Annotated in this window: 22 protein-coding genes; 11 read left to right on the forward strand and 11 right to left on the reverse strand. The window is 72.8% G+C overall.

Annotation, left to right across the window (positions count from 1 at the left end):
* Window positions 1-109 precede the first annotated feature (109 nt).
* From BAW75_RS13750 to BAW75_RS13765, 4 genes are all read right to left on the reverse strand, one after another.
* Window positions 110-796 carry a TFIIB-type zinc ribbon-containing protein gene (locus BAW75_RS13750; RefSeq protein ID WP_307189064.1) on the reverse strand — a complete coding sequence of 229 codons (687 nt, stop codon included), beginning with the start codon at window positions 794-796 and terminating at the stop codon, window positions 110-112.
* A gap of 99 nt (window positions 797-895) precedes the next feature.
* Window positions 896-1,519, reverse strand: coding sequence for a TrmH family RNA methyltransferase (locus BAW75_RS13755; RefSeq protein WP_043326883.1), 624 nt, complete (start codon window positions 1,517-1,519; stop codon window positions 896-898).
* 34 nt (window positions 1,520-1,553) lie between these two features.
* The gene (locus BAW75_RS13760; RefSeq protein WP_104113826.1) at window positions 1,554-2,045 is read right to left on the reverse strand and encodes a hypothetical protein; all 492 of its coding nucleotides are present in this window, start codon (window positions 2,043-2,045) and stop codon (window positions 1,554-1,556) included.
* Window positions 2,046-2,140: 95 nt separating this feature from the next.
* Window positions 2,141-2,674: a MaoC family dehydratase gene (locus tag BAW75_RS13765; RefSeq protein WP_338013367.1), complete on the reverse strand. Its 534-nt coding sequence runs from the start codon at window positions 2,672-2,674 to the stop codon at window positions 2,141-2,143.
* A gap of 528 nt (window positions 2,675-3,202) precedes the next feature.
* Here BAW75_RS13765 and trxA point away from each other — a divergent pair.
* From trxA to BAW75_RS13780, 3 genes are all read left to right on the forward strand, one after another.
* Entirely contained in the window at window positions 3,203-3,565 is a 363-nt protein-coding gene (gene trxA / locus BAW75_RS13770) for a thioredoxin (protein ID WP_018789069.1), read from the forward strand.
* Window positions 3,566-3,705: 140 nt separating this feature from the next.
* Window positions 3,706-4,146 (forward strand): hypothetical protein, encoded by a 441-nt coding sequence (locus BAW75_RS13775; protein ID WP_064447585.1) that lies wholly within the window; start codon window positions 3,706-3,708, stop codon window positions 4,144-4,146.
* Window positions 4,143-5,051, forward strand: a complete 909-nt coding sequence (locus tag BAW75_RS13780) for an HTTM domain-containing protein (RefSeq protein ID WP_244206115.1) — start codon at window positions 4,143-4,145, stop codon at window positions 5,049-5,051. Before BAW75_RS13775 ends, BAW75_RS13780 begins: the two co-directional genes overlap by 4 nt.
* 18 nt (window positions 5,052-5,069) lie before the next feature.
* Here the strand turns inward: BAW75_RS13780 and BAW75_RS13785 are convergent, their stop codons facing one another.
* Entirely contained in the window at window positions 5,070-5,489 is a 420-nt protein-coding gene (locus tag BAW75_RS13785) for a thiol-disulfide oxidoreductase DCC family protein (protein WP_043326890.1), read from the reverse strand.
* 91 nt (window positions 5,490-5,580) lie between these two features.
* Between BAW75_RS13785 and BAW75_RS13790 the strand changes: the two genes are divergently transcribed.
* A complete protein-coding gene (locus BAW75_RS13790) occupies window positions 5,581-7,614 on the forward strand; it encodes an intein-containing Rv2578c family radical SAM protein (protein WP_104113827.1) in 2,034 nt (677 codons plus the stop codon).
* Between the two features lie 39 nt (window positions 7,615-7,653).
* Window positions 7,654-8,061 (forward strand): CoA-binding protein, encoded by a 408-nt coding sequence (locus tag BAW75_RS13795; RefSeq protein WP_104113813.1) that lies wholly within the window; start codon window positions 7,654-7,656, stop codon window positions 8,059-8,061.
* 9 nt (window positions 8,062-8,070) lie between these two features.
* Here BAW75_RS13795 and BAW75_RS13800 read toward each other — a convergent pair whose 3' ends face one another.
* Window positions 8,071-9,267, reverse strand: coding sequence for an acyl-CoA dehydrogenase family protein (locus BAW75_RS13800; protein ID WP_013283885.1), 1,197 nt, complete (start codon window positions 9,265-9,267; stop codon window positions 8,071-8,073).
* Between the two features lie 177 nt (window positions 9,268-9,444).
* Between BAW75_RS13800 and BAW75_RS13805 the strand changes: the two genes are divergently transcribed.
* Entirely contained in the window at window positions 9,445-9,846 is a 402-nt protein-coding gene (locus tag BAW75_RS13805) for a DUF4190 domain-containing protein (RefSeq protein WP_043326898.1), read from the forward strand.
* Window positions 9,847-9,849: 3 nt separating this feature from the next.
* Here BAW75_RS13805 and BAW75_RS13810 read toward each other — a convergent pair whose 3' ends face one another.
* A complete protein-coding gene (locus BAW75_RS13810) occupies window positions 9,850-10,740 on the reverse strand; it encodes an SDR family NAD(P)-dependent oxidoreductase (RefSeq protein ID WP_104113814.1) in 891 nt (296 codons plus the stop codon).
* A gap of 114 nt (window positions 10,741-10,854) precedes the next feature.
* On the opposite strand from BAW75_RS13810, the gene BAW75_RS13815 reads away from it, so the two are divergent.
* Window positions 10,855-11,406, forward strand: a complete 552-nt coding sequence (locus BAW75_RS13815; protein WP_030501095.1) for a DUF4190 domain-containing protein — start codon at window positions 10,855-10,857, stop codon at window positions 11,404-11,406.
* Window positions 11,407-11,450: 44 nt separating this feature from the next.
* Here BAW75_RS13815 and BAW75_RS13820 read toward each other — a convergent pair whose 3' ends face one another.
* Window positions 11,451-12,407: an HpcH/HpaI aldolase/citrate lyase family protein gene (locus tag BAW75_RS13820; protein WP_043326903.1), complete on the reverse strand. Its 957-nt coding sequence runs from the start codon at window positions 12,405-12,407 to the stop codon at window positions 11,451-11,453.
* A gap of 124 nt (window positions 12,408-12,531) precedes the next feature.
* On the opposite strand from BAW75_RS13820, the gene BAW75_RS13825 reads away from it, so the two are divergent.
* The 3 genes from BAW75_RS13825 to BAW75_RS32900 all read left to right on the forward strand — a co-directional run bounded on the left by BAW75_RS13825 (window position 12,532) and on the right by BAW75_RS32900 (window position 14,415).
* Window positions 12,532-13,356, forward strand: coding sequence for an SDR family NAD(P)-dependent oxidoreductase (locus BAW75_RS13825; protein WP_167435568.1), 825 nt, complete (start codon window positions 12,532-12,534; stop codon window positions 13,354-13,356).
* 42 nt (window positions 13,357-13,398) lie between these two features.
* Window positions 13,399-13,686 carry a hypothetical protein gene (locus BAW75_RS13830; protein ID WP_043326906.1) on the forward strand — a complete coding sequence of 96 codons (288 nt, stop codon included), beginning with the start codon at window positions 13,399-13,401 and terminating at the stop codon, window positions 13,684-13,686.
* An 84-nt stretch (window positions 13,687-13,770) separates the two neighbouring features.
* Window positions 13,771-14,415, forward strand: coding sequence for a hypothetical protein (locus BAW75_RS32900; protein ID WP_104113816.1), 645 nt, complete (start codon window positions 13,771-13,773; stop codon window positions 14,413-14,415).
* Window positions 14,416-14,418: 3 nt separating this feature from the next.
* Here the strand turns inward: BAW75_RS32900 and BAW75_RS13840 are convergent, their stop codons facing one another.
* Window positions 14,419-16,554 (reverse strand): APC family permease, encoded by a 2,136-nt coding sequence (locus BAW75_RS13840; RefSeq protein ID WP_244206116.1) that lies wholly within the window; start codon window positions 16,552-16,554, stop codon window positions 14,419-14,421.
* 66 nt (window positions 16,555-16,620) lie between these two features.
* Window positions 16,621-17,613, reverse strand: a complete 993-nt coding sequence (locus BAW75_RS13845; RefSeq protein ID WP_104113818.1) for a DMT family transporter — start codon at window positions 17,611-17,613, stop codon at window positions 16,621-16,623.
* A 108-nt stretch (window positions 17,614-17,721) separates the two neighbouring features.
* Here BAW75_RS13845 and BAW75_RS13850 point away from each other — a divergent pair, with 108 nt between their 5' ends.
* Complete coding sequence (locus tag BAW75_RS13850; protein ID WP_104113819.1) at window positions 17,722-18,417, forward strand: HAD family hydrolase; 696 nt, start codon at window positions 17,722-17,724, stop codon at window positions 18,415-18,417.
* 34 nt (window positions 18,418-18,451) lie between these two features.
* Here BAW75_RS13850 and BAW75_RS13855 read toward each other — a convergent pair whose 3' ends face one another.
* Window positions 18,452-18,985: a hypothetical protein gene (locus BAW75_RS13855; RefSeq protein ID WP_208635250.1), complete on the reverse strand. Its 534-nt coding sequence runs from the start codon at window positions 18,983-18,985 to the stop codon at window positions 18,452-18,454.
* Window positions 18,986-18,995 lie beyond the last annotated feature (10 nt).

An 18,995-nucleotide genomic window follows, 5' to 3' on the forward strand; every position in this document is an offset into this window, starting at 1 on the left:
ATCCTCTCGCGCGGCGCCGGGTCCGTTTACCGCAGCGGCACCCAGAGTATCAGCATGGTGTCTTACCGTGAATATCTGCGTCCGCTCTCCGACTCACCGGTGCGGGCGGTCAGGCCCGTCCGTGCAGGTACGGAGACGGTGCGCCGTACACGAGTTCGGGCGGTGTCCACTCGGTGAGGTCGTGCAGCACGACTTCTTCCGCGAGGAGGTGACCCGCACTCGCCGGCCAGGCTATCGCATGGAGCCACATTCCCCGAGCCTCGCCGGCGTACGCGCTTCGATCCGTTTCGGAGCGTACGAGCCACAGTGGAGTCGGATGGCCGCCCACGCGGATCTTCGCGTGCGGCAGCCGCTCGGGATGACCAGGGCCGGGATCGGTCAACGCCTCCTCCACCTGGGGACCGGGATCGGGGCCGGGCAGTCCCGCGAAGCGGGAACCGAGACCGATGCCGGGTTCCTCGGCGACGAAGATCAGGTCGGCCGGTCCACCGTCCAGCGGGGCCGGTCCGGCGCAGGCGACCAGCGTGGCCCGGACTCCAGCGCGTTCGTCGCCCGCCCAGGCCACGCCGGTGAGCGTCCAACCCGGTGGGAGCGGCCACGGGCACCACAGCGGCATCCGGAGCCGGCCGGTCGGGTCAGGGTCGGCCGCCATCCGCTCGACCACGCTGGCCATGATCTCGTCGTTGATGCGCTCGGGCACGTGCAGCGGCGCGACCGGGCCGCAGCGCAGGCACCGGTGCTCGGCGTGCATCAGGTCCGGCTCGCGTACCGGCCCGGCGCATCTCGGACAACTCACCGCGACAGTCACACCCTCACCGTCGCCCCCGCACGGCGGGGCGTCAAGCGGGGCGGGCCGACCGGCGTGGGATTTCCGTCCGGTGGTGGAACCGCGGCGTCAGTCCGGCGGCGGCCCGGCGTACGACCGGATCCAGGCGTGCATGGCGATGCCGCTGGCCACGCCCGCGTTGATGGACCGGGTCGAGCCGTACTGGGCGATCGAGAAGAGCGCGTCGCAGGCCGACCGCGCCACCGGGGACAGGCCGGGTCCCTCCTGACCGAAGAGGAGCACGCAGCGGCGCGGCAGCACGGCGGTCTCCATCGGCCGTGAGCCGGGCAGGTTGTCGATCCCGACCACCGGCAGGCTCTCGTCCCGCGCCCAGGCGACGAACTCCTCGATCGTCGGATGGTGCCGGACGTGCTGGTAGCGGTCGGTCACCATGGCGCCCCGGCGGTTCCACCGCCGCCGCCCGACGATGTGCACCTCGGCGGCGAGGAAGGCGTTGGCGTTGCGGACCACGGTCCCGATGTTGAAGTCGTGCTGCCAGTTCTCGATCGCCACGTGGAACTCGTGCCGCCGCCGGTCCAGATCGGCCACGACCGCCTCGCGCCGCCAATAGCGGTACCGGTCCACCACGTTGCGCCGGTCACCGGCGACGAGCAGCTCCGGGTCGTAGCGCGGGTCGTCCGGCGGGTCACCGGGCCACGGCCCCACACCCACGTCGAGCTGGTCGTCGGTCACGGTTGCCGAGGGTACGGCCCGGCCAGCCGCGCAGTCAGCGCAGGTCGAGCGCGCCGCCCAGCCGGTCGAGGAAACGCCGGTCGGCGGGACTCGGCGTGGTCTGCCCGGCGCGGCACACGCGGGCGGCGACCGACTCCACCCACTGCCGGTACGCCGCCGAGTCGGCCGGATCGGCGCGGCGGCGCAGCACCCGTACCGCGGCCCGGGCGGCGGCCAGCAGGTCGACCAGGTCGGTCAGGCGCTCGTCCCGCTCGGTTGCGCCGTCGTGGCGGGCGTAGATGGCGGCCACCACGGCGCGGACGAGATCGCTGTCGAAGGCGCGTCCGGCGGCCACCGCGTCCAGACCGGCGAGGCCGGCGGCGACACCGCGCGGCGGACGCCCGGGCCCGGGCGCCGCGGCGGCGACCAGCACGCGGCCGGGCAGGTCGGTGAGCAGGTCCCACTCCGTCGCGGAGTACGCGGCGGTGGTGAGCGGCGCGGCGCGGCGACCGGCGGAAGGCGGCTCTGCGGCTTCGGAGTGGCTCATGGGCACCTCCAGCCCGAGCATATGCCTCCGGACGAGATCCGGGCCCCGTCCCCGCCGAACGGAGAACGAGGCCCGGTGAGCCGGACGGACGCGGGTCAGCGCGGCTCGGGGAAGCTGGGACGCTCCGGGTCGACGCCGTCCGGGACGGCGGCGGCCGCGTACTCCTTCTTGGGGACCATGACCTTGCGGCGGAACACGCAGACCAGCGTGCCGTCCTGGTTGTAGCCGCGGGTCTCGACGGCGACCACGCCCCGGTCGGGCTTGGAGGCCGACTCCCGCTTGTCCAGGACCGTCGTCTCGCCGTAGATGGTGTCGCCGTGGAACGTCGGCGCGACGTGCCGCAGCGACTCGATCTCCAGGTTGGCGATCGCCTTGCCGCTGACGTCCGGCACGGACATGCCGAGCAGCAGCGAGTAGATGTAGTTGCCGACCACCACGTTGCGCTTGAACTGCGAGGCGGACTCGGCGTAGTGCGCGTCCATGTGCAGCGGGTGGTGGTTCATGGTGAGCAGGCAGAAGAGGTGGTCGTCGTACTCGGTGACCGTCTTGCCCGGCCAGTGCCGGTAGACCGCGCCGACCTCGAACTCCTCGTAGTAGCGGCCGAACTGCATCCTTGTCCCCTTCGACAGGCGGCGATGGAGTTCGGCACAGCATGCCTTATCGCTTGTTAAGGCGAGGTGCGGGGCGCTCGCGCGGCGGAAATGTCACACCGGGGGCCACCGAGGTCCGGACGCAATGAGCGGCGGGGCCCTCCCCGGCACCCGCCGCCCACGCTCTGATGCGAAGAATTCTGCCGTACGGCGCACCACATCAACAGAGACGGAGGTCACATTTACCTTTTCGTAACACTACGGAAAGTCACCGACGCACTGTCGGTAAGCGATCTCCGCAGGCTGGATAGATGCTCGTCAAGCCCGAAGTTACTGATTCGTAGCCAGAACTGTGCGTGATCTCCTTGGAAACGCTCCCATCACGTCCCGTCACGCAAGTGCGGCATGCATTTGCGTTCCGCACGAGCGGCCCGCACAGATAGAGTTCGATGTGCCCAGGGTCACCGTCCGGGCGCTGTGCGTTTCGCCCCCACCGTGCCGGGAATTCGGACGGACTGACCCTGGTTCCACCGGGCGTACGACAATCCGCGGTGATCGGAGAGAGCAATGGCAACGGTTGAGCTGACCACGGCCAACTTTGACGAGGTGACCGGCCAGGACGGGATCGTCCTGCTCGACTTCTGGGCGGACTGGTGCGGCCCGTGCAAGCGCTTCGCCCCGGTCTACGAGCGGTCCTCGGAGAAGCACCCGGACATCGCCTTCGGCAAGGTCGACACCGAGGCGCAGCAGGAGCTGGCGGCGAAGTTCAACATCAGCTCCATCCCGACGATCATGGCGATCCGTGACGGCGTGATCGTGTTCGCCCAGCCGGGCGCGCTGCCGGAGTCCGCGCTGGAGAACCTGATCGAGCAGGTCCAGGCGCTGGACATGGACGACGTCCGCAAGAAGCTGGCCGAGCACAACCACTGACGTACCCGACGCCGCCGGACGACCCCGCCAGGGGCCGGCCGGCGGCGTTTCCACGCCCGCCGCACCGCCGGGACGGACAGTGAGGAATGGCCGACTGAGGGACACTTTCGGCCGCTTCACTCCCGTATCGTCACCATGCGATGGAGACCTTGACCGCCCGCGGGCGCGCGGTCCGAGTGGGCGCCACCCTGCTCGGCCTGGCGCTGCTGCTCCTGGGCACCGTGCGCGGCACCGACGACGACTTCCCGTTCGGGCCGTTCCGGATGTACTCCACCTCCGACCCGCCGAACGCGCCCGCCCCGGACACCCGGGTCGAGGGCGTGGACCGCACCGGCGCGGTGGTCCCGCTCGGCCAGGACGCCACCGGCATCCGCCGCGCCGAGATCGAGGGCCAGCAGAACCGCTACGCCGCCGACCCGAGCCTGCTGCGGACCGTCGCCGACGCGTACGCCGAACGCCACCCCGACGCCCCCGACCTGGTCGAGGTGCGCATCGTGGTCCGCTGGTTCGACATCCAGGGCGGCCGCCCGACCGGCAGGTGGACCGACGAGACGGCCGTGCGCTGGGAGACCGGCGGATGACCGCCTGGCTGACCGAGGCGGTCCCGCGCGGCCGGATCGCCGCGTTCCGCACCCTGGTCTACCTCTTCGTCGCCGCCGACCTGGTGGTGTTCACACCCTGGGTACGCACCCGGGTCGACGTACCCGGCGACCTCTACCAGCCGCTGCTCATCGGCCGGCTGCTCCCGCTGCCCACCCCCACCCCCGCCCTGGTCGGCGTGGTGTTCTGGGCGCTGCTGGTCACCGCGCTGCTCGCCGCCACCGGCCGGGCGCACCGGCTGCTCGGCTGGACGGTCTTCGCGCTGTACTTCGAGTGGATGATCGTGGCGATGAGCTACGGCAAGGTCGACCACGACCGCTTCGCGCTCCTCGTGGCGCTGGCCGTGCTGCCCACCGCCGGCCGCGCCCGGCACGGCGACCCGACCCGTACCGAGGCGGGCGGCTGGGCGCTGCGGGTCACCCAGATCTCGGTCATCTGCACGTACTTCCTCGCCGCCTGGGCCAAGTTCCGCTTCGGCGGCCTGGACTGGGCGAACGGTTCGGTGCTGGCCCGCGCGATCATCCGGCGCGGCACCGACCTCGCCGACCTGATCGCGCAGGTGCCGCACCTGCTGATCGTGGCGCAGTTCGGCATCCTGGCGTTCGAGCTGCTCAGCCCGCTGGTGTTCGTGCTGCCGGCGCGGTGGCGGACGATGACCGTCGGCTTCTTCTACTCGTTCCACCTGGTGACCATCGCGACGATCACCATCTCGTTCGCGCCGCACCTCGTGGCGATGACCAGCTTCCTGGCGCTGGAGAAGGTCCGTCCGGTGGTGTTCGTCCGGCGCCTGCTCGGCCGTCCGCCGCCGCGCCCGCCGACGGCGCCCGCGACGGCGCCCCTCTCGCCGGCACCGGCCCCCGACCCGTCCTCGACCGCGCCCGCCTGACCACGGCCACCCGGCCGGTCAGGCGGTCGGGCCCGGGCGTCCGGTCGGGCCGTACAGCCGTTCCCGGGCCTCCTGCGGCAGCGCGCACGCGGCCGTGCCGCCCGGCAGCCGGTGCCGGTTGCGGGCCACCCAGCGGTACGCGGGCCAGGCCGCCGCGCGTACCGGGGGAAGGCGCAGTCCGGCCCCGGCGAACCGCCAGAGCGGGCCGCTGTCGCCGAGCAGCCGGGCGATGGCGTCCGGCCCGGCGGCGCGGGAGCCGTCGGCGCCCACCCACTGGACCGCCTCCTCGCACTCGGCCTCCGTCAGGCCCAGCGCCGCCAGGTCGGCGAACTGCCACGGGACCACCCGGGCGCCGGTCGGGATCCGACGCTCGATGAACTGCGCGCACCGGGTGCAGAAGGCGCAGTCGCCGTCGTAGACGAAGGTCGACGTCTCCATGCCCCCATCCTGCCCCGCCCCGGGGCACGGCGGCGCGCGGTGTCCGCAGCGTCACTTGCGCTTTGTTCGTACACATGTTCGAATGAGCTCCATGCGCTGGGACAAACTCTCCGCTCCCCCGGACGAGGGGACTCCCGATCGGGCGGCGCCGGCGGCTCCACCCCTGCCGCTGGCGCTGCCCGGCGCCGTCGCCCGCACCTTCGACACCCCGGGCTTCGCCGGCATGACGTTCTACGAGGTCCGCGCCAAGTCGATCATCAACCGGGTGCCCGGCCAGTCGCGTGTGCCGTTCGAGTGGACGATCAACCCCTACCGGGGCTGCTCACACGCCTGCGTCTACTGCCTGGGCGGGGACACGCCGATCCTGATGGCCGACGGGCGCACCAGGGCGATCAGCGAGCTGGAGCCCGGCGACCGGATCTACGGCACCCGGCGGCGCGGCGCCTACCGCCACTACGTCGTCACCACGGTGCTCGACAAGTGGTCCACTGTGAAGCGCGCCTACCGGGTCACCCTGGCCGACGGCACCACGCTCGTCGCCAGCGGCGACCACCGGTTCCTGACCGAACGCGGCTGGAAACACGTCACCGGGAGCATGCGGGGCGGCGGCCGCCGTCCCCACCTGACCACCCGCAACCGCCTGCTGGGCACCGGCCGGTTCGCGGTGGCGCCGAAGCGCTCGGCCGACTACCGCCGGGGTTACCTGCACGCCCTGCTCCGCGACGACGACCGGGCCGGTGCCCGGTTCCGGCTGGCCACCGCCGAGGCGGAGGCGCTGGAGCGGGCCGAACGCTACCTGGCCGACGCGGGGGTCACCGTCGAGCGGGCCACAGTCACCCGGGTCGGCCGCCGGCCGACGACCACGGTGGTACGCACGTCCGGCCCGGCCGAGGTCGTCACCGGCCTGCTGCGCCCGCCGGGCGAGACGACAGACGACTGGTCGCTGGGCTACCTGGCCGGCATGTTCGACGCCACCGGCACCTGCCACCGGGGCGTGTTCCGGATCAGCGTCGCGGACGACGGGAGCCAGGCCCGCACGTCCGGCGCGCTGGAGCGTTTCGGCTTCCGGTGGGCGCTCGACGTGCCGGGCGTGCCGGGCGCGGCGCGTCAGCTCCGGCTGACCGGCGGGCTGCCCGAGCGGCTGCGCTTCTTCCACCTCACCGATCCGGCCGTCACCGCCCGGCGCTCGATCGAGGGCATGGCGCTCAAGTGCGCGGCGCACCTCCAGGTGACTGCGGTCGAGGATCTCGGCCTGGAGCTGCCGCTGTGGGACATCACCACCGGCACCGGCGACTTCATCGCCAACGGCGTGGTCAGCCACAACTGCTTCGCCCGCAACACGCACACCTACCTCGACCTGGACGCGGGCGCCGACTTCGACCGCAAGGTGATCGTCAAGGTCAACGCGGGCGAGCTGGTCCGCCGCGAGCTGGCCGCCCCGCGCTGGCGCGGCGCGCACGTCGCCATGGGCACCAACGTGGACTGTTACCAGCGGGCCGAGGGCCGCTATCGCCTGATGCCGCCGATCATCGAGGCGCTGCGTGACTTCGCGAACCCGTTCTCCATCCTGACCAAGGGCACGCTGCTGCTGCGTGACCTGCCGCTGCTGCGCCAGGCCGCCGAGGTGACCCGGGTCGGGGTGTCGTACTCGGTGGGGTTCGTCGACGAGGCGCTCTGGCGGGCGGCCGAGCCTGGTACGCCGAGCCCCCGCCGCCGCCTCGACGCGGTCCGTCAGCTCGCCGACGCCGGCTTCGAGGTGGGTGTGCTGATGGCGCCGATCCTGCCCGGCCTCAGCGACGACGAGGAGTCGATCGACGCCACCGTCGCTGCCGTCGCCGCCTCCGGCGCGGCAAGTGTGACGCCGTTGCCGCTGCACCTGCGGCCCGGCGCGCGGGAGTGGTACGCCCGCTGGCTGGCCCGGGAGTTCCCCCACCTGGTGCCCCGCTACCGGCGGCTCTACCAGGCCGGCTCGTACGCCCCGCAGGCGTACCAGCGGGAGGTGACCGCGCGGGTGCGGATGGCGGCACGCCGGCACGGGCTGCACCGGGGCGAGACCGGCGACAACAGGCGGCTGCCCGAGACCCCGCCGCCCGCGCCTGCCGCCGAACAGCTCTCCCTGCTCTAGCGACCGGGGCACCAGCGCCGGCGGGGCTACGCTCGGGGAATGCGTTCCGCTCAGCAGATCCTCGCCGACTCCGCCGTGATCGCCGTCGTGGGCGCCTCCCGCGATCCGGGCAAGGCCGCGCACCGCGTACCGCTGGAGATGCAGCGGCACGGCTGGCGGATCATCCCGGTCAACCCGACTGTGGACGAGCTGTTCGGCGAGAAGGCGTACCCGACGCTGGCCGACATCCCGCACCCGGTCGACCTGGTCGACGTGTTCCGCCCGACGCGGGACGCCGTCGACGTGGTCCGGCAGGCGGTGGCGATCGGCGCCCCGGCGGTGTGGTTGCAGCTCGGCATCTTCTCGGACGAGGCGCGCCGGATCGCCGAGGAGGCGGGCCTCGACTACGTCGAGGACAGGTGCCTCATCGTGGAGCGGGCCGCCGCCGGACTGACCCGGCGCGCCTGACGCCCCGACCTACTGCTTGTACTGCTTGAGCAGGCCGCGCGAGATGATCGTCTTCTGGATCTCCGAGGTGCCCTCGCCGATCAGCAGGAACGGCGCCTCGCGCATCAGGCGCTCGATCTCGTACTCCTTGGAGTAGCCGTAGCCGCCGTGGATCCGGAACGCCTCCTGGACCACCTCGGCGCAGTACTCGGAGGCGAGCAGCTTGGCCATGCCGGCCTCGACGTCGTTGCGCTGGCCGGCGTCCTTGAGCCGGGCCGCGTTGACCATGAGCGCGTGCGCGGCCTCGATCTTCGTACCCATCTCGGCGAGCTTGAACGCGACGGCCTGGTGCCGGGCGAGCGGCTGGCCGAAGGTGTGGCGCTGCTGGGCGTACGCGACGGCCAGCTCGAACGCCCGGATCGAGATGCCGCAGGCGCGGGCCGCGACGTTGACCCGGCCGACCTCGATGCCGTCCATCATCTGGTAGAAGCCGCGGCCGACCTTCTCCTCGCCGCCGAGCACGGCGGAGGCGGGCACGGTGACGCCGTCGAGCACCATCTCGGTGGTCTCGACGCCCTTGTAGCCCATCTTGTCGATCTTGCCGGGGATGGTGAGGCCGGGCGCGGTCTCACCGAAGCCGGGCTCCTTCTCCAGCAGGAAGGTGCTCATGTTGCCGTAGACCGAGTCGGCCCCGGTGTCGGTCTTGACCAGGGTGGCCACCACCGACGAGTACGCGCCGTTGGTCAGCCACATCTTCTGGCCGTTGAGGACGTAGTTGTCGCCGTCGCGGACGGCCTTCGATTTGATCGCCGAGACGTCCGAGCCGCACTCGGGCTCGGACATCGAGAACGCGCCGCGCACCTCGCCGGTGGCCATCCGGGGCAGCAGCCGGGCCTTCTGGTCGGCGGAGCCGTGCTGCGAGATCAGGTACGCCACGATGAAGTGCGTGTTGACGATGCCGGAGATCGACATCCAGCCCCGGGACAGCTCCTCGACCACGAGCGCGTAGGTCAGCAGGGACTCGCCCAGCCCGCCGTACTCCTCGTCGATGGTGAGGCCGAACAGCCCCATCTCGCGCATGCCGTCGAGGATGTCGCTCGGGTACTCGTCGGCGTGCTCCAGCCGCTGCGCGTGCGGAATGATCTCTTTGTCGGCGAACTCCCGGACAGTTTCCAGGATCGACCGCTGCACGTCGGTCAGTCCGGGCGTCTGGGCGAGTCGGGCCATCTCAGCCTCCGGGGTCGTCGGCGCATTACTCAGGGGTAACTGAACGCTCGGTCAGTATCGGCCCCGGGACCGGCGCAGCCAAGGTGACCAGTCCCTACAACCGCTGTGAAAAGGTTCACCGCTACGGGTAGCGTCCGCAAGAGAGAGGGCCCGTTCACCTGGGGAAAAGGGGCGCGCGTGACTGACGAGCAGCCACCCTCACCGTACGAGCCGCCGCCGCACGGCCAGCCGTACGGGCAGCCGCAGTACGGCCAGCAGCATCCGCAGTGGGGCCAGCAGCCCCCGTACGCCCCGCAGCCGCCCTACGGCCAGTACGGCCCACCCGGGCCGGGGCCACGCCCCGGCGGCACGAACGTGCTCGCCATCCTGTCACTGGTCTTCGCGTTCGTCTTCGCGCCCGCCGGCATCGTCTGCGGCCACCTGGCGAAGCGGCAGATCCGGCAGACCGGCGAGGACGGCGACCAGCTCGCCACCTGGGGACTGATCCTCAGCTACATCTTCACCGCGATCGGCCTGGTGGCCTGCTGCGGCTGGATCGGGCTGGCGATCTGGGCCAACTCCGACAACGGCACCTACTGAGGCTCAGCGGAACTGCGCCTCCCGGACGCTGTTGCCACCGTCGACCACGAGCATCTGCCCGGTGATGTACGACGCGGCCGGCGAGCAGAGGAACGCGATCGCGGCGGCCACCTCGTCCGGCGTGCCGGGACGCCCGACCGGCGTACCCAGGCCCTGCTTGATCTCGGCCATGGTGGACGCCGCGGTGTGGATGATGCCCGGCGCCACCGCGTTCACAGTCACCCCGTCGGCGATCATCTCCATCGCCAGCGCCCGGGTCAGCCCGACCACGCCGGCCTTGGCCGCCGCGTAGGCCGCCTCGGTGGGCAGCGCGTTGACCGGCCCGGCGGTGGCGGCCAGGTTGACGATCCGGCCCCAGCCCCGCTCGGCCATGCCACCGATGAACGCCCGGCTGCACAGGAACGCGGTGGTCAGGTTCCTGTCGATCTCGCCGCGCCACTCGTCGTACGTCAGCTGGGCCACCGGCCGCAGCACCTCCGGGCTGGCCCGGCTGGCCAGGCCCGCGTTGTTCACCAGCACCTCGACGTCGCCGAGCTGCTCGGCCACCGCGTCGGCGAGCGCGCCCACCTCCGACTCGTCGGTGAGGTCGGCGACGAAGCCGGTGACGCCCAGCTCGCCCGCGCGCTCGTGGATGCGCCGGGTGGTGGAGACGATCGCCACCCGGGCGCCCAGGTCGGACAGCCGGCGCGCGGTCGCGTACCCGATGCCGTCGGCGCTGCCCGCGCCGGTGACCAGCGCGACCCGGCCGTCCAGCCGCATGGTGGCCGGTTCCGGCAGCGGCGCCGACCGTTCGGAGTCGGCGGCGCCGACCGGCTCGCCGCCACGCGGGCGCCGCACCGACCCCGGCCGGCTCATGTCCCGTCGCGACCGACCCCCACGCGCGTCAAGTGCCATGCCGAGGATCCTGCCCGGTACCGACCCGCCGGGCAACGCGCGCCCGGAAAGAGGGTGCTCCGTGTCGCGAGCCGGTGGCTACCCTGAGCCGACCACGTACCTGGAGATGATCAGATGAGCTATCCCCCACCGCCCGGTGGTTGGCAGGACCCCTCGGCGGCCGGGCCGCACTCGGCGCCGCCGGCCGACCCGATCATGCCCGCGATCCCGAACCAGCCGGGCCAGGCCGACCCGTACGCGCCGGTCGCCGATCCCTACGCGCCGGTCGCCGACCCGTACGCGGGCGCGAAGTCCCCGTACGCCCCACCCGGCGGCGACCCGTACGCCGCCGCGATGCCCGGCTACCCGCCCCCGGGCACCTACCCGCCGCCGGGGGCCTATCCCGGCTACGCGATGCCGCCGGCCCGCACCAACACGATGGCCATCGTGGCGCTGGTCCTGTCGCTCGTCGGCTTCGCCTCGTGCATCACCGCGCCGATCGGCGCCATCATGGGCCACGTCGCGCGCAAGCAGATCCGGGAGACCGGTGAGCAGGGCGAGGGCATGGCCACGGCGGCCATCATCGTGGGCTGGATCCTGACCGCTCTGCTGGTCGCCGGCATCATCTTCTACATCGTGATGATCGTGATCGCGATCGGCGCGTCCAGCGCCAGCAGCAGCTACTGACGCCACCGGGCCGCCCCCGGGCGCGGGGGCGGCCCGACGCGCGATCAGGCCGAGGGCGGCGTGAACGAGGACGTACGGGACATGCCGGCGGCGCGGCCCTTGGCGGCGATCACCAGGGCCATCTTGCGGGACGCCTCGTCGATCATCTCGTCGCCGAGCATCACCGCGCCGAGCTTCCCGCCCGCCTCCGAGGTGTAGTAGTCGTAGGCGTCGAGGATCAGCTCGGCGTGGTCGTAGTCGGCCTGCGCCGGCGAGTAGACCTCGTTCGCCGCGTCGATCTGGCCGGGGTGCAGCACCCACTTGCCGTCGAAGCCCAGCGCCGCCGAGCGCTTCGCCACCTCGCGGAACGCGTCCACGTCGCGGATCTGCAGGAACGGGCCGTCGATGGCCTGCTTGTCGTGCATCCGCGCGGCCATCAGGATGCGCATCAGGATGTAGTGGTACGGGTCGCCCGGGTAGTCCGGGATCAGCGCGCCGACCACCAGCGACTTCATGTTGATCGAGGCCATGAAGTCGGCCGGGCCGAAGATGATCGTCTCGACCCGGGGCGAGGCGCCCGCGATGGCGTCCACGTTCACCAGCCCGGCCGCGTTCTCGATCTGCGCCTCGATGCCGATCCGCCCCACCTCCAGGCCGAGCGTCTTCTCGATCTGGGTGAGCAGCAGGTCCAGCCAGTGCACCTGCTCGGCGTTCTGCACCTTCGGCAGCATGATGCAGTCCAGGTTCGCCCCGGCGCCCTCGACCACCTCGATGACGTCCCGGTAGGTCCACGGCGTGGTCAGGTCGTTCACCCGGACCACGCGGGTCTTGCCCGCCCAGTCGCCCTCGTTCAGCGTCGCCACGATGTTCTTGCGCGCGTCCGGCTTGGCCAGCGGGGCGACCGCGTCCTCCAGGTCCAGGAAGACCTGGTCGGCGGGAAGGCCCTGGGCCTTGCCGAGCATCTTGACGCTGGAGCCGGGCACCGCCAGGCAGGATCGGCGGGGACGACCGACAGCGGTCATGGGTGCGCTCCTTCCAGCGTCCGGCGCAGGCGCCGTCGCAGCGGTGGATTTCGAGAACTTAACGATCCCAAAGGGCGTGGTGACGCCACGGTAACCTCGTGCCGTGACCGGGGTGAATGGACCTGTGGAAGATCTCACTGAGCGTCGGATCGTGGTGCTGACCGGGGCGAGCTCCGGCATCGGCCTGGCCGCCGCGGAGGAGCTGGCGCGCCGCGGTGACCAGGTGGTGCTGGTCGGCCGGGACCCGGCCCGGCTGCGCGCCGCGGGCGAGCGGGTCCGCGAGTGCTGCGGCGAGCAGCCGGAGCTGTTCCGCGCCGACTTCGCGGTGCTCGACGACGTACGCGGGCTCGCCGAACGCCTGCGCGAGCGGTACGACCGGATCGACGTGCTCGCCAACAACGCCGGCGCGATCGTGCTGGAGCCGATCACCACGGTCGACGGTTTCGAGCTGAGCATGCAGGCCAACCACCTCGCCCCGTTCCTGCTCAGCAACCTGCTGCGAGACCGGATCGGGCGGATGGTGGTCACCGGCTCGGACGCGCACCGCAGCGGCGTGCTCGACCCCGACGACCTCAACTCCGCGCTGCGCTCGTACCGGCCGTTCCGCGCGTACGGCACCAGCAAGCAGGCGAACATCCTGTTCACCGCCGAGGCGCCCCGGCGCTGGCCGGAGGTGCCCGCGCACGTGTTCCACCCGGGCGTGGTGCGGACCCGCTTCGGCAACGAGAGCCGGATCGTGGCGCTCGGCATGCGGCTGCTGCCGTTCCGCAGCCCGGAGAAGGGTGCCGAGACGCTGGTCTGGCTCGCTTGCCAGGATCCGTCCCGGCTGACGAACGGCGGCTACTACGCCGACCGCAAGCCGCACCGGCCCCGGCCCAAGGCGGCCGACCCGGCGCTGGCCGCGCGGCTCTGGACGGCCAGCGCGAAGGCCGTCGGCGTCGACGCCTGAGCGGGTCACCACGACCGCCGGTCCGCTGGGACACTCGACGCCATGACGACGGGAAACGAGGTCCTGCTGGTCGCGCTGGTCGACCTGAGCGCCGACGCGGACGCCGGGCGGCGGTACGAGGACGCGGTGCTGGCGCTGCTCGGCCGGCACGGCGGCGAGTTGCAACGGCGGCTGCGTACCGGCGACGGGGAGACCGAGGTGCACGTGATCCGGTTCGCCGCCCGCGCCGGGCTGGACGCGTTCCTGGTCGACCCGGACCGCGTCGCGCTGCGCGCCGAGCTGGGCGATGCCGCGCCCGCCACCCGCGTGCTTGAGGTACGCGACGTCTGAGCTGCGCCTTCTCACTCACTTCATCACGCGGGGACGCCGAGAACAAGACTTGATCTTGGGGCTGGCGAGGCGCAGTGTCGGGGCATGGACTTCGATCCTCTGGCCACCGCCCGCCGCGCACTCTGGATCGGCGGCGCGCAGTGGGCCGGCAAGACGACACTCGCGGTCACGTTGGCACTGCGGTACGGGCTGACCGCGTACCTCTACGACCGCCACGACGCGCGAGGGCACGACGACCGGCGGATCGCCGACCGGATCCGACGGGGTGAGCCGCCGGACGGCCCGGACGCGGAGGCGACCTGGGTGACGACGAACCCGGAGCGGATGGCAGCCGAGACCCTCGCCGGATTTCCGCGCCGCTTCGAGTGGGTGCTCGACGACCTGAGCGCGCTGGTGAGCGGTCGCCGGGTGGTCGCCGAGGGCTGGGGGCTGCGGCCCGAACTGGTTGCCCCGATCGTCGAGTCGACAGGGCAGATGGTGGTGCTGGTGCCGACGCCGGAGTTCCGCGCGTACCAGGTGGAACGGCTGCCGCGGGCGACGGCCCGGCATCCCGGTGTGAGCGACCCGGAGCGGGCGTGGCGTCATCGGATCGCGCGCGACGAGTTGGTCGCCGCCGACGCGGTCGCCGCTGCCCGGGCGCTCGGGGTACGCGTGATCGAGGTGGACCTCGACCGGGACGCCGAGGCGGTCGCAGCGCTGGTCGCCGACCACTTCGCCGGATACCTCTGAGCGTCACCGCGACACGTGCACCGGGACGCTCGTCACCACCACGCCGGGCAGCGCCCGCAACGCGGTCCGCAGCCGCTGCTCGGCGCGGCTGTGCAGCAGCCGGTACCGACGTCGGCGCAGCACCACCTCCGGCACGATCACGGTGAGCGTCAGGTCCGGGCTCGCGGCGTGCAGCGCCTCCAGGTAGTGCGCCAGCGGGCCGATCACCGACCGGCCCGGCGACACGATCGTCTCCAGCTTCAGGTGGTCGCCCCAGGCCCGCCACTGGTCCCGGAACCGGTCCGCCTCGTCCTGCGCCGGAGCGAGGTGCACGGCGAGCGTCGGCCGCCCGAGCGAGGTCGCGTACGCCAGCGCGCGCAGCGACGCCCGGTTCAGCCGGGCCACCGGCACCACCACCAGGTGGCGTACCTGCTGGGGCAGCTCGTCGCACTCGGCGGGCGGCGCGGACGGCGGCGAGTGCAGCGCCAGCGCGCGGTGCAGCCGGTCGTAGTGCCCGTGGATCCGGCGGAACAGCAACACCAGCAGTGGCACCGCGAGCACCACCACCCAGGCGCCCTCGGCGAACTTGGCTACCGCCGCGGTCAGCAGCACCAGGCCGGACAGCGTCGCGCCGACCGCGTTGACCGCTAGCCGGCGACGCCAGCCCGGCCCCCGGCGGCGTCGCCAGTGCACCACCATGCCGGTCTGGGACAGCGTGAAGGCGAGGAAGACGCCCACCGCGTAGAGCGGGATCAGCCGCTCGGTGTGCCCGCCGAACGCGACGAACACCACCGCCGCGGTCAGCGCCAGCGCCACCAGCCCGTTGCTGAACGCCAGCCGGTCGCCCATGTGCAGGAACCGGCGCGGCGCGTGCCCGTCCCGGGCCATGAAGAACAGCAGCCGGGGAAAGTCGTTGAACGCCGTGTTCGCCGCGAGCAGCAGGATCAGCGCGGTCGTGGCCTGCAGGATCGCGTACCCGGGACCGCTGGGGAACGTGACCCGGCCGAGCTGGGACAGCAGCGTCTCGTCCGCGCGGGGCGCCAGGCCGTCCAGGTGGATCAGCCCGATCAGGCCGGCGAACAGCGTCACCAGCATGGCGACCATCCAGCCCAGCGTGGTGCGGGCGTTGCGCCACTCGGTCGGGCGGAACGCGGGCACCGCGTTCGAGACCGCCTCGATGCCGGTCATCGACACCGCCCCGGAGGAGAACGCCCGCAGCACCAGCAGCAGGCCCAGCCCCTCGGCCGCGGGCGCCGAGGGCGGCGGCAGCGGCGCGAAACCCCGCGAGGCGGCCTTCGCGTACCCGACCGCCAGCACCACGAGCAGCACCACCACGAACGCGTACGTGGGCAGCACGAAGATGTTCCCGGCGGTGCGTACGCCGCGCAGGTTGCCGGCGAGCAGCACGGCGATCACCAGCACCCCGAGCGGCACGGTCCACCGGCCGAGGCCGGGCAGCGCCGAGGTGACCGCGTGCACCCCGGCCGCGATCGACACCGACACGGTCAGCACGTAGTCGAGCATCAGCCCGGCCGCGGCGGCGAGTCCCGGCGTACGCCCGAGGTTGTCCCCCGCGACGATGTACGAGCCGGCGCCGTGCGGATAGGCCGGGATGGTCTGCCGGTAGGACAGGCCGACCGCGACCATCAGCACCACCAGCACGGCGGCCAGCGGCAGGGCCAGCCCGAGCGCGGCGCTCCCGGCCAGCACCAGCACCGCGAGCATCGCCTCCGGCCCGTACGCGACGGAGCTGAGCAGATCCGAGGAGAGCACCGGCAGCGCGACCAGCTTGCGCATCCGCTCGTAGAGCACCGACGCGCTGGACAACGGCGGACCGATCAGGGTCCGGCGGACCCGGGCGACCGACCGGCCGGCCCGGTTGCCGGGCAGGTCCGCCGCGCCGGTGGCGACCAGTTCCCCCGGCTGCGCCACGGTGAACATGTCGATCGGCGCCAGCCGGCCGAAGCGGGTGGGCGCCGGATGGTGGTCGTGCCGGCCCAGCGTCGGGTCGACCGGCAGGTCGTCGGCGCGGCGCGGGCCGCGCCACCGCTCGCCGATCCGGCCGAGGGCCGCCCGTTCCTCGTCGCCGAGCGGCGGGAACTCGGCCGAGGGCGTGACGACCGTGCCCGCCTGTGCCGCGTCGTCCCGCTCCGCCCCCACCCTGAGCACTTTCGTGCAAACGGGACCGTCCAGGGGCCGGAACGGCGCGACTTCGCCCCGACCGGCTCAGTCGGGCGCGTCGCCGGGTCGCAGCGCCCGCTCCGCGTCGCCCAGCGGGTCCGGGTCGGCGGGCGCCGCGACCGGCGTGGCACGGCGACCGGCCCGCGCCCCGCCGAGCACCACCACCGCCACGCCGGCCAGCAGCAACGCCAGGCCGGGCAGGGCCAGCGGCCGGGGCAGCTGGCCCAGCCACACCCAGCCGATCAGTGCCGCGCCGGGTGCCTCCAGCAGGATCAGCACGCTCACAGTGGTCGCGGAGACCCGGTGCAGGGCGTAGTTGAACATCGAGTGGCCGAGCAGTTGGGCGCCGGCCACGAGGCCGAGGATCGCCAGCCAGGTCGTGCCCTCGAAGCCGTGCAGGCGTACCCCTCCGACCAGGCACACCACCAGCAGGACCAGCGCGCACACGCCGTAGCAGACGGTGGTGTAGGTGGTGGTGCTGATGCTGGCCCGGGCCCGCTCACCGAAGGCGGTGTAGACGGCCGCGAACAGGCCGCCGACCACCGCGAGCAGGTCACCGGCGAACGCCCGGCCCGAGACGCCGAAGTCCGCGCCGGTGGCGAGCGCCGCGCCGAGCACGGCCACCGCGATGCCGGCCCACACCGCCGCCGGCAGCCGCCGCCCCTGCCAGCGGGCGATCAGGCCCTGCCAGACCGGCTGCGTCGCGCCGAGCGCGGTGGCGGCCGCGACCGAGGTGAGCTGCGCGCTCGGCATCCAGGTGGCGAAGTGGGCAGCCAGCGCGATCCCGGCGAGTACGCAGTAGAGGCCCTCACGCCGGCCCGGCCCGACCGTCAGGGCGCGCAGCTCGGCCCGTCGACGGGTCAGCGCCACCGGCCCGAGGACCGCAGCCGACAACGCGGTACGCCAGAACGCGACAGCGAGCGCCGAGGCGGCGGCGAACGCCACGAGCGGTGCCGAGGACGACACCGAGGCGACAGCCAGGGCGAGCGCGCCCACCGTCAACACGTCGAGCGGCGGGCGATGCGGAACGGTCGGCACGAGCGGTAATCCTCACACGAACACCCGACCGACACGGAAAGTCAGCACTCCGTTACGATCATGCGTCCCGGCGATCTCCCCCCCCTCGACGTCCGGAGGCGTTCCCTCATGCCCAGATTCCAGGCCGTGCTGTTCGATTTCTTCGGCACCCTGACCCACGGCGCGCGGCGTGGAGCCGCCCACATCGCCACCGCCGAACTGCTCGGCTGCTCCCCCGAGGCCCTGATGGAGGTGCTGGACAGCAGCTTCTACGAACGGGCCAGCGGCTCCTTCGGGAACGCCGAGTCCACCATGCGCCGGGTGTGCGCCCGGCTCGGCGTCCACCCGTCCGACGCGGCGGTACGCGCCGCCGTCGCCTCCCGGCACCTTGCCGTACGCGCCGACACCCGGCTGCGCGCCGAGGCGGTCCCGGTGCTGGCCGCGCTGCGTGGCCGGGGCGTCGGCACCGGGCTGGTCAGCGACTGCACGCACGAGCTGCCGGCGTTCCTGCCGCAGCTCCCGGTCGCGCCGCTGCTCGACGCCCAGATCTTCTCGGTACGCCTCGGGCGCTGCAAACCGGACCCGGAGCTCTACCTCGCCGCGTGTTACCGGCTCGGCCAGGCGCCGGCCGACTGCCTCTACGTCGGCGACGGCGACAGCCAGGAACTGACCGGCGCGGAACGGGCCGGGCTGAGCGCGGTCCGGCTGGCCGCGCCGGATCTGGCCGGCCATGTGGTCCTCAACGCCGACCACGGCTTCGACGGGCCGTCGCTGACCTCGCTGACGGACGTGCTCGACCTGCTCGACCCGGTCCCCGTCGCCTGACCGGGCGCGTCGAACGCGGCCCGGCGGTTCGCGGTCAGCGGCGGCGGACGCGGTGCAGGCGGAACGGCTTGCGGACGGCCCGCACCACGGGGGCGGGCCGGGGCTGCTCACTCAGCGAGCCGTCCGGCAGATCGGTGCCGGTCACGACGGCGCCGACGGGCGCGAGCCGGTTGAGCGCGCATCCCTGCGCCACCCATCGCTCCACCAGCTCGGCGGCAGCCCCTGAGGCGTTGAGCCGCTTCGCCGCGACCAGCGGCGCGGCGGTGTCCCACTCCTCGGTGCCGGGTCGCAGCCGGGTCACCCGCGCCGACCAGGTGACGATCCGTCCGCCGTGGTCGCCGCGCAACGTGACCTCGGCGGTCTCGCTGTCGGCCAGCCCGGGGGCGGCCTGCTCACCGGGGCCGGTGACCACCAGCAGCGTGCCGTCCAGCGGGAGGCACCACAGCGCGTACGCCGGGCCGCCGCCACTGCTCACCCAGCAGACGGCGGCCTTCTTCACCGCCTCGTCCACCAGCGGAGGAGTCACCCGCTCGTCCACCTCGTCACTCACCCCGCCATCCTCCCCCATTCCGGCCCGT

Source organism: Micromonospora chalcea (assembly GCF_002926165.1).
In the GTDB taxonomy this organism is placed as follows: Bacteria; Actinomycetota; Actinomycetes; order Mycobacteriales; family Micromonosporaceae; genus Micromonospora; species Micromonospora chalcea.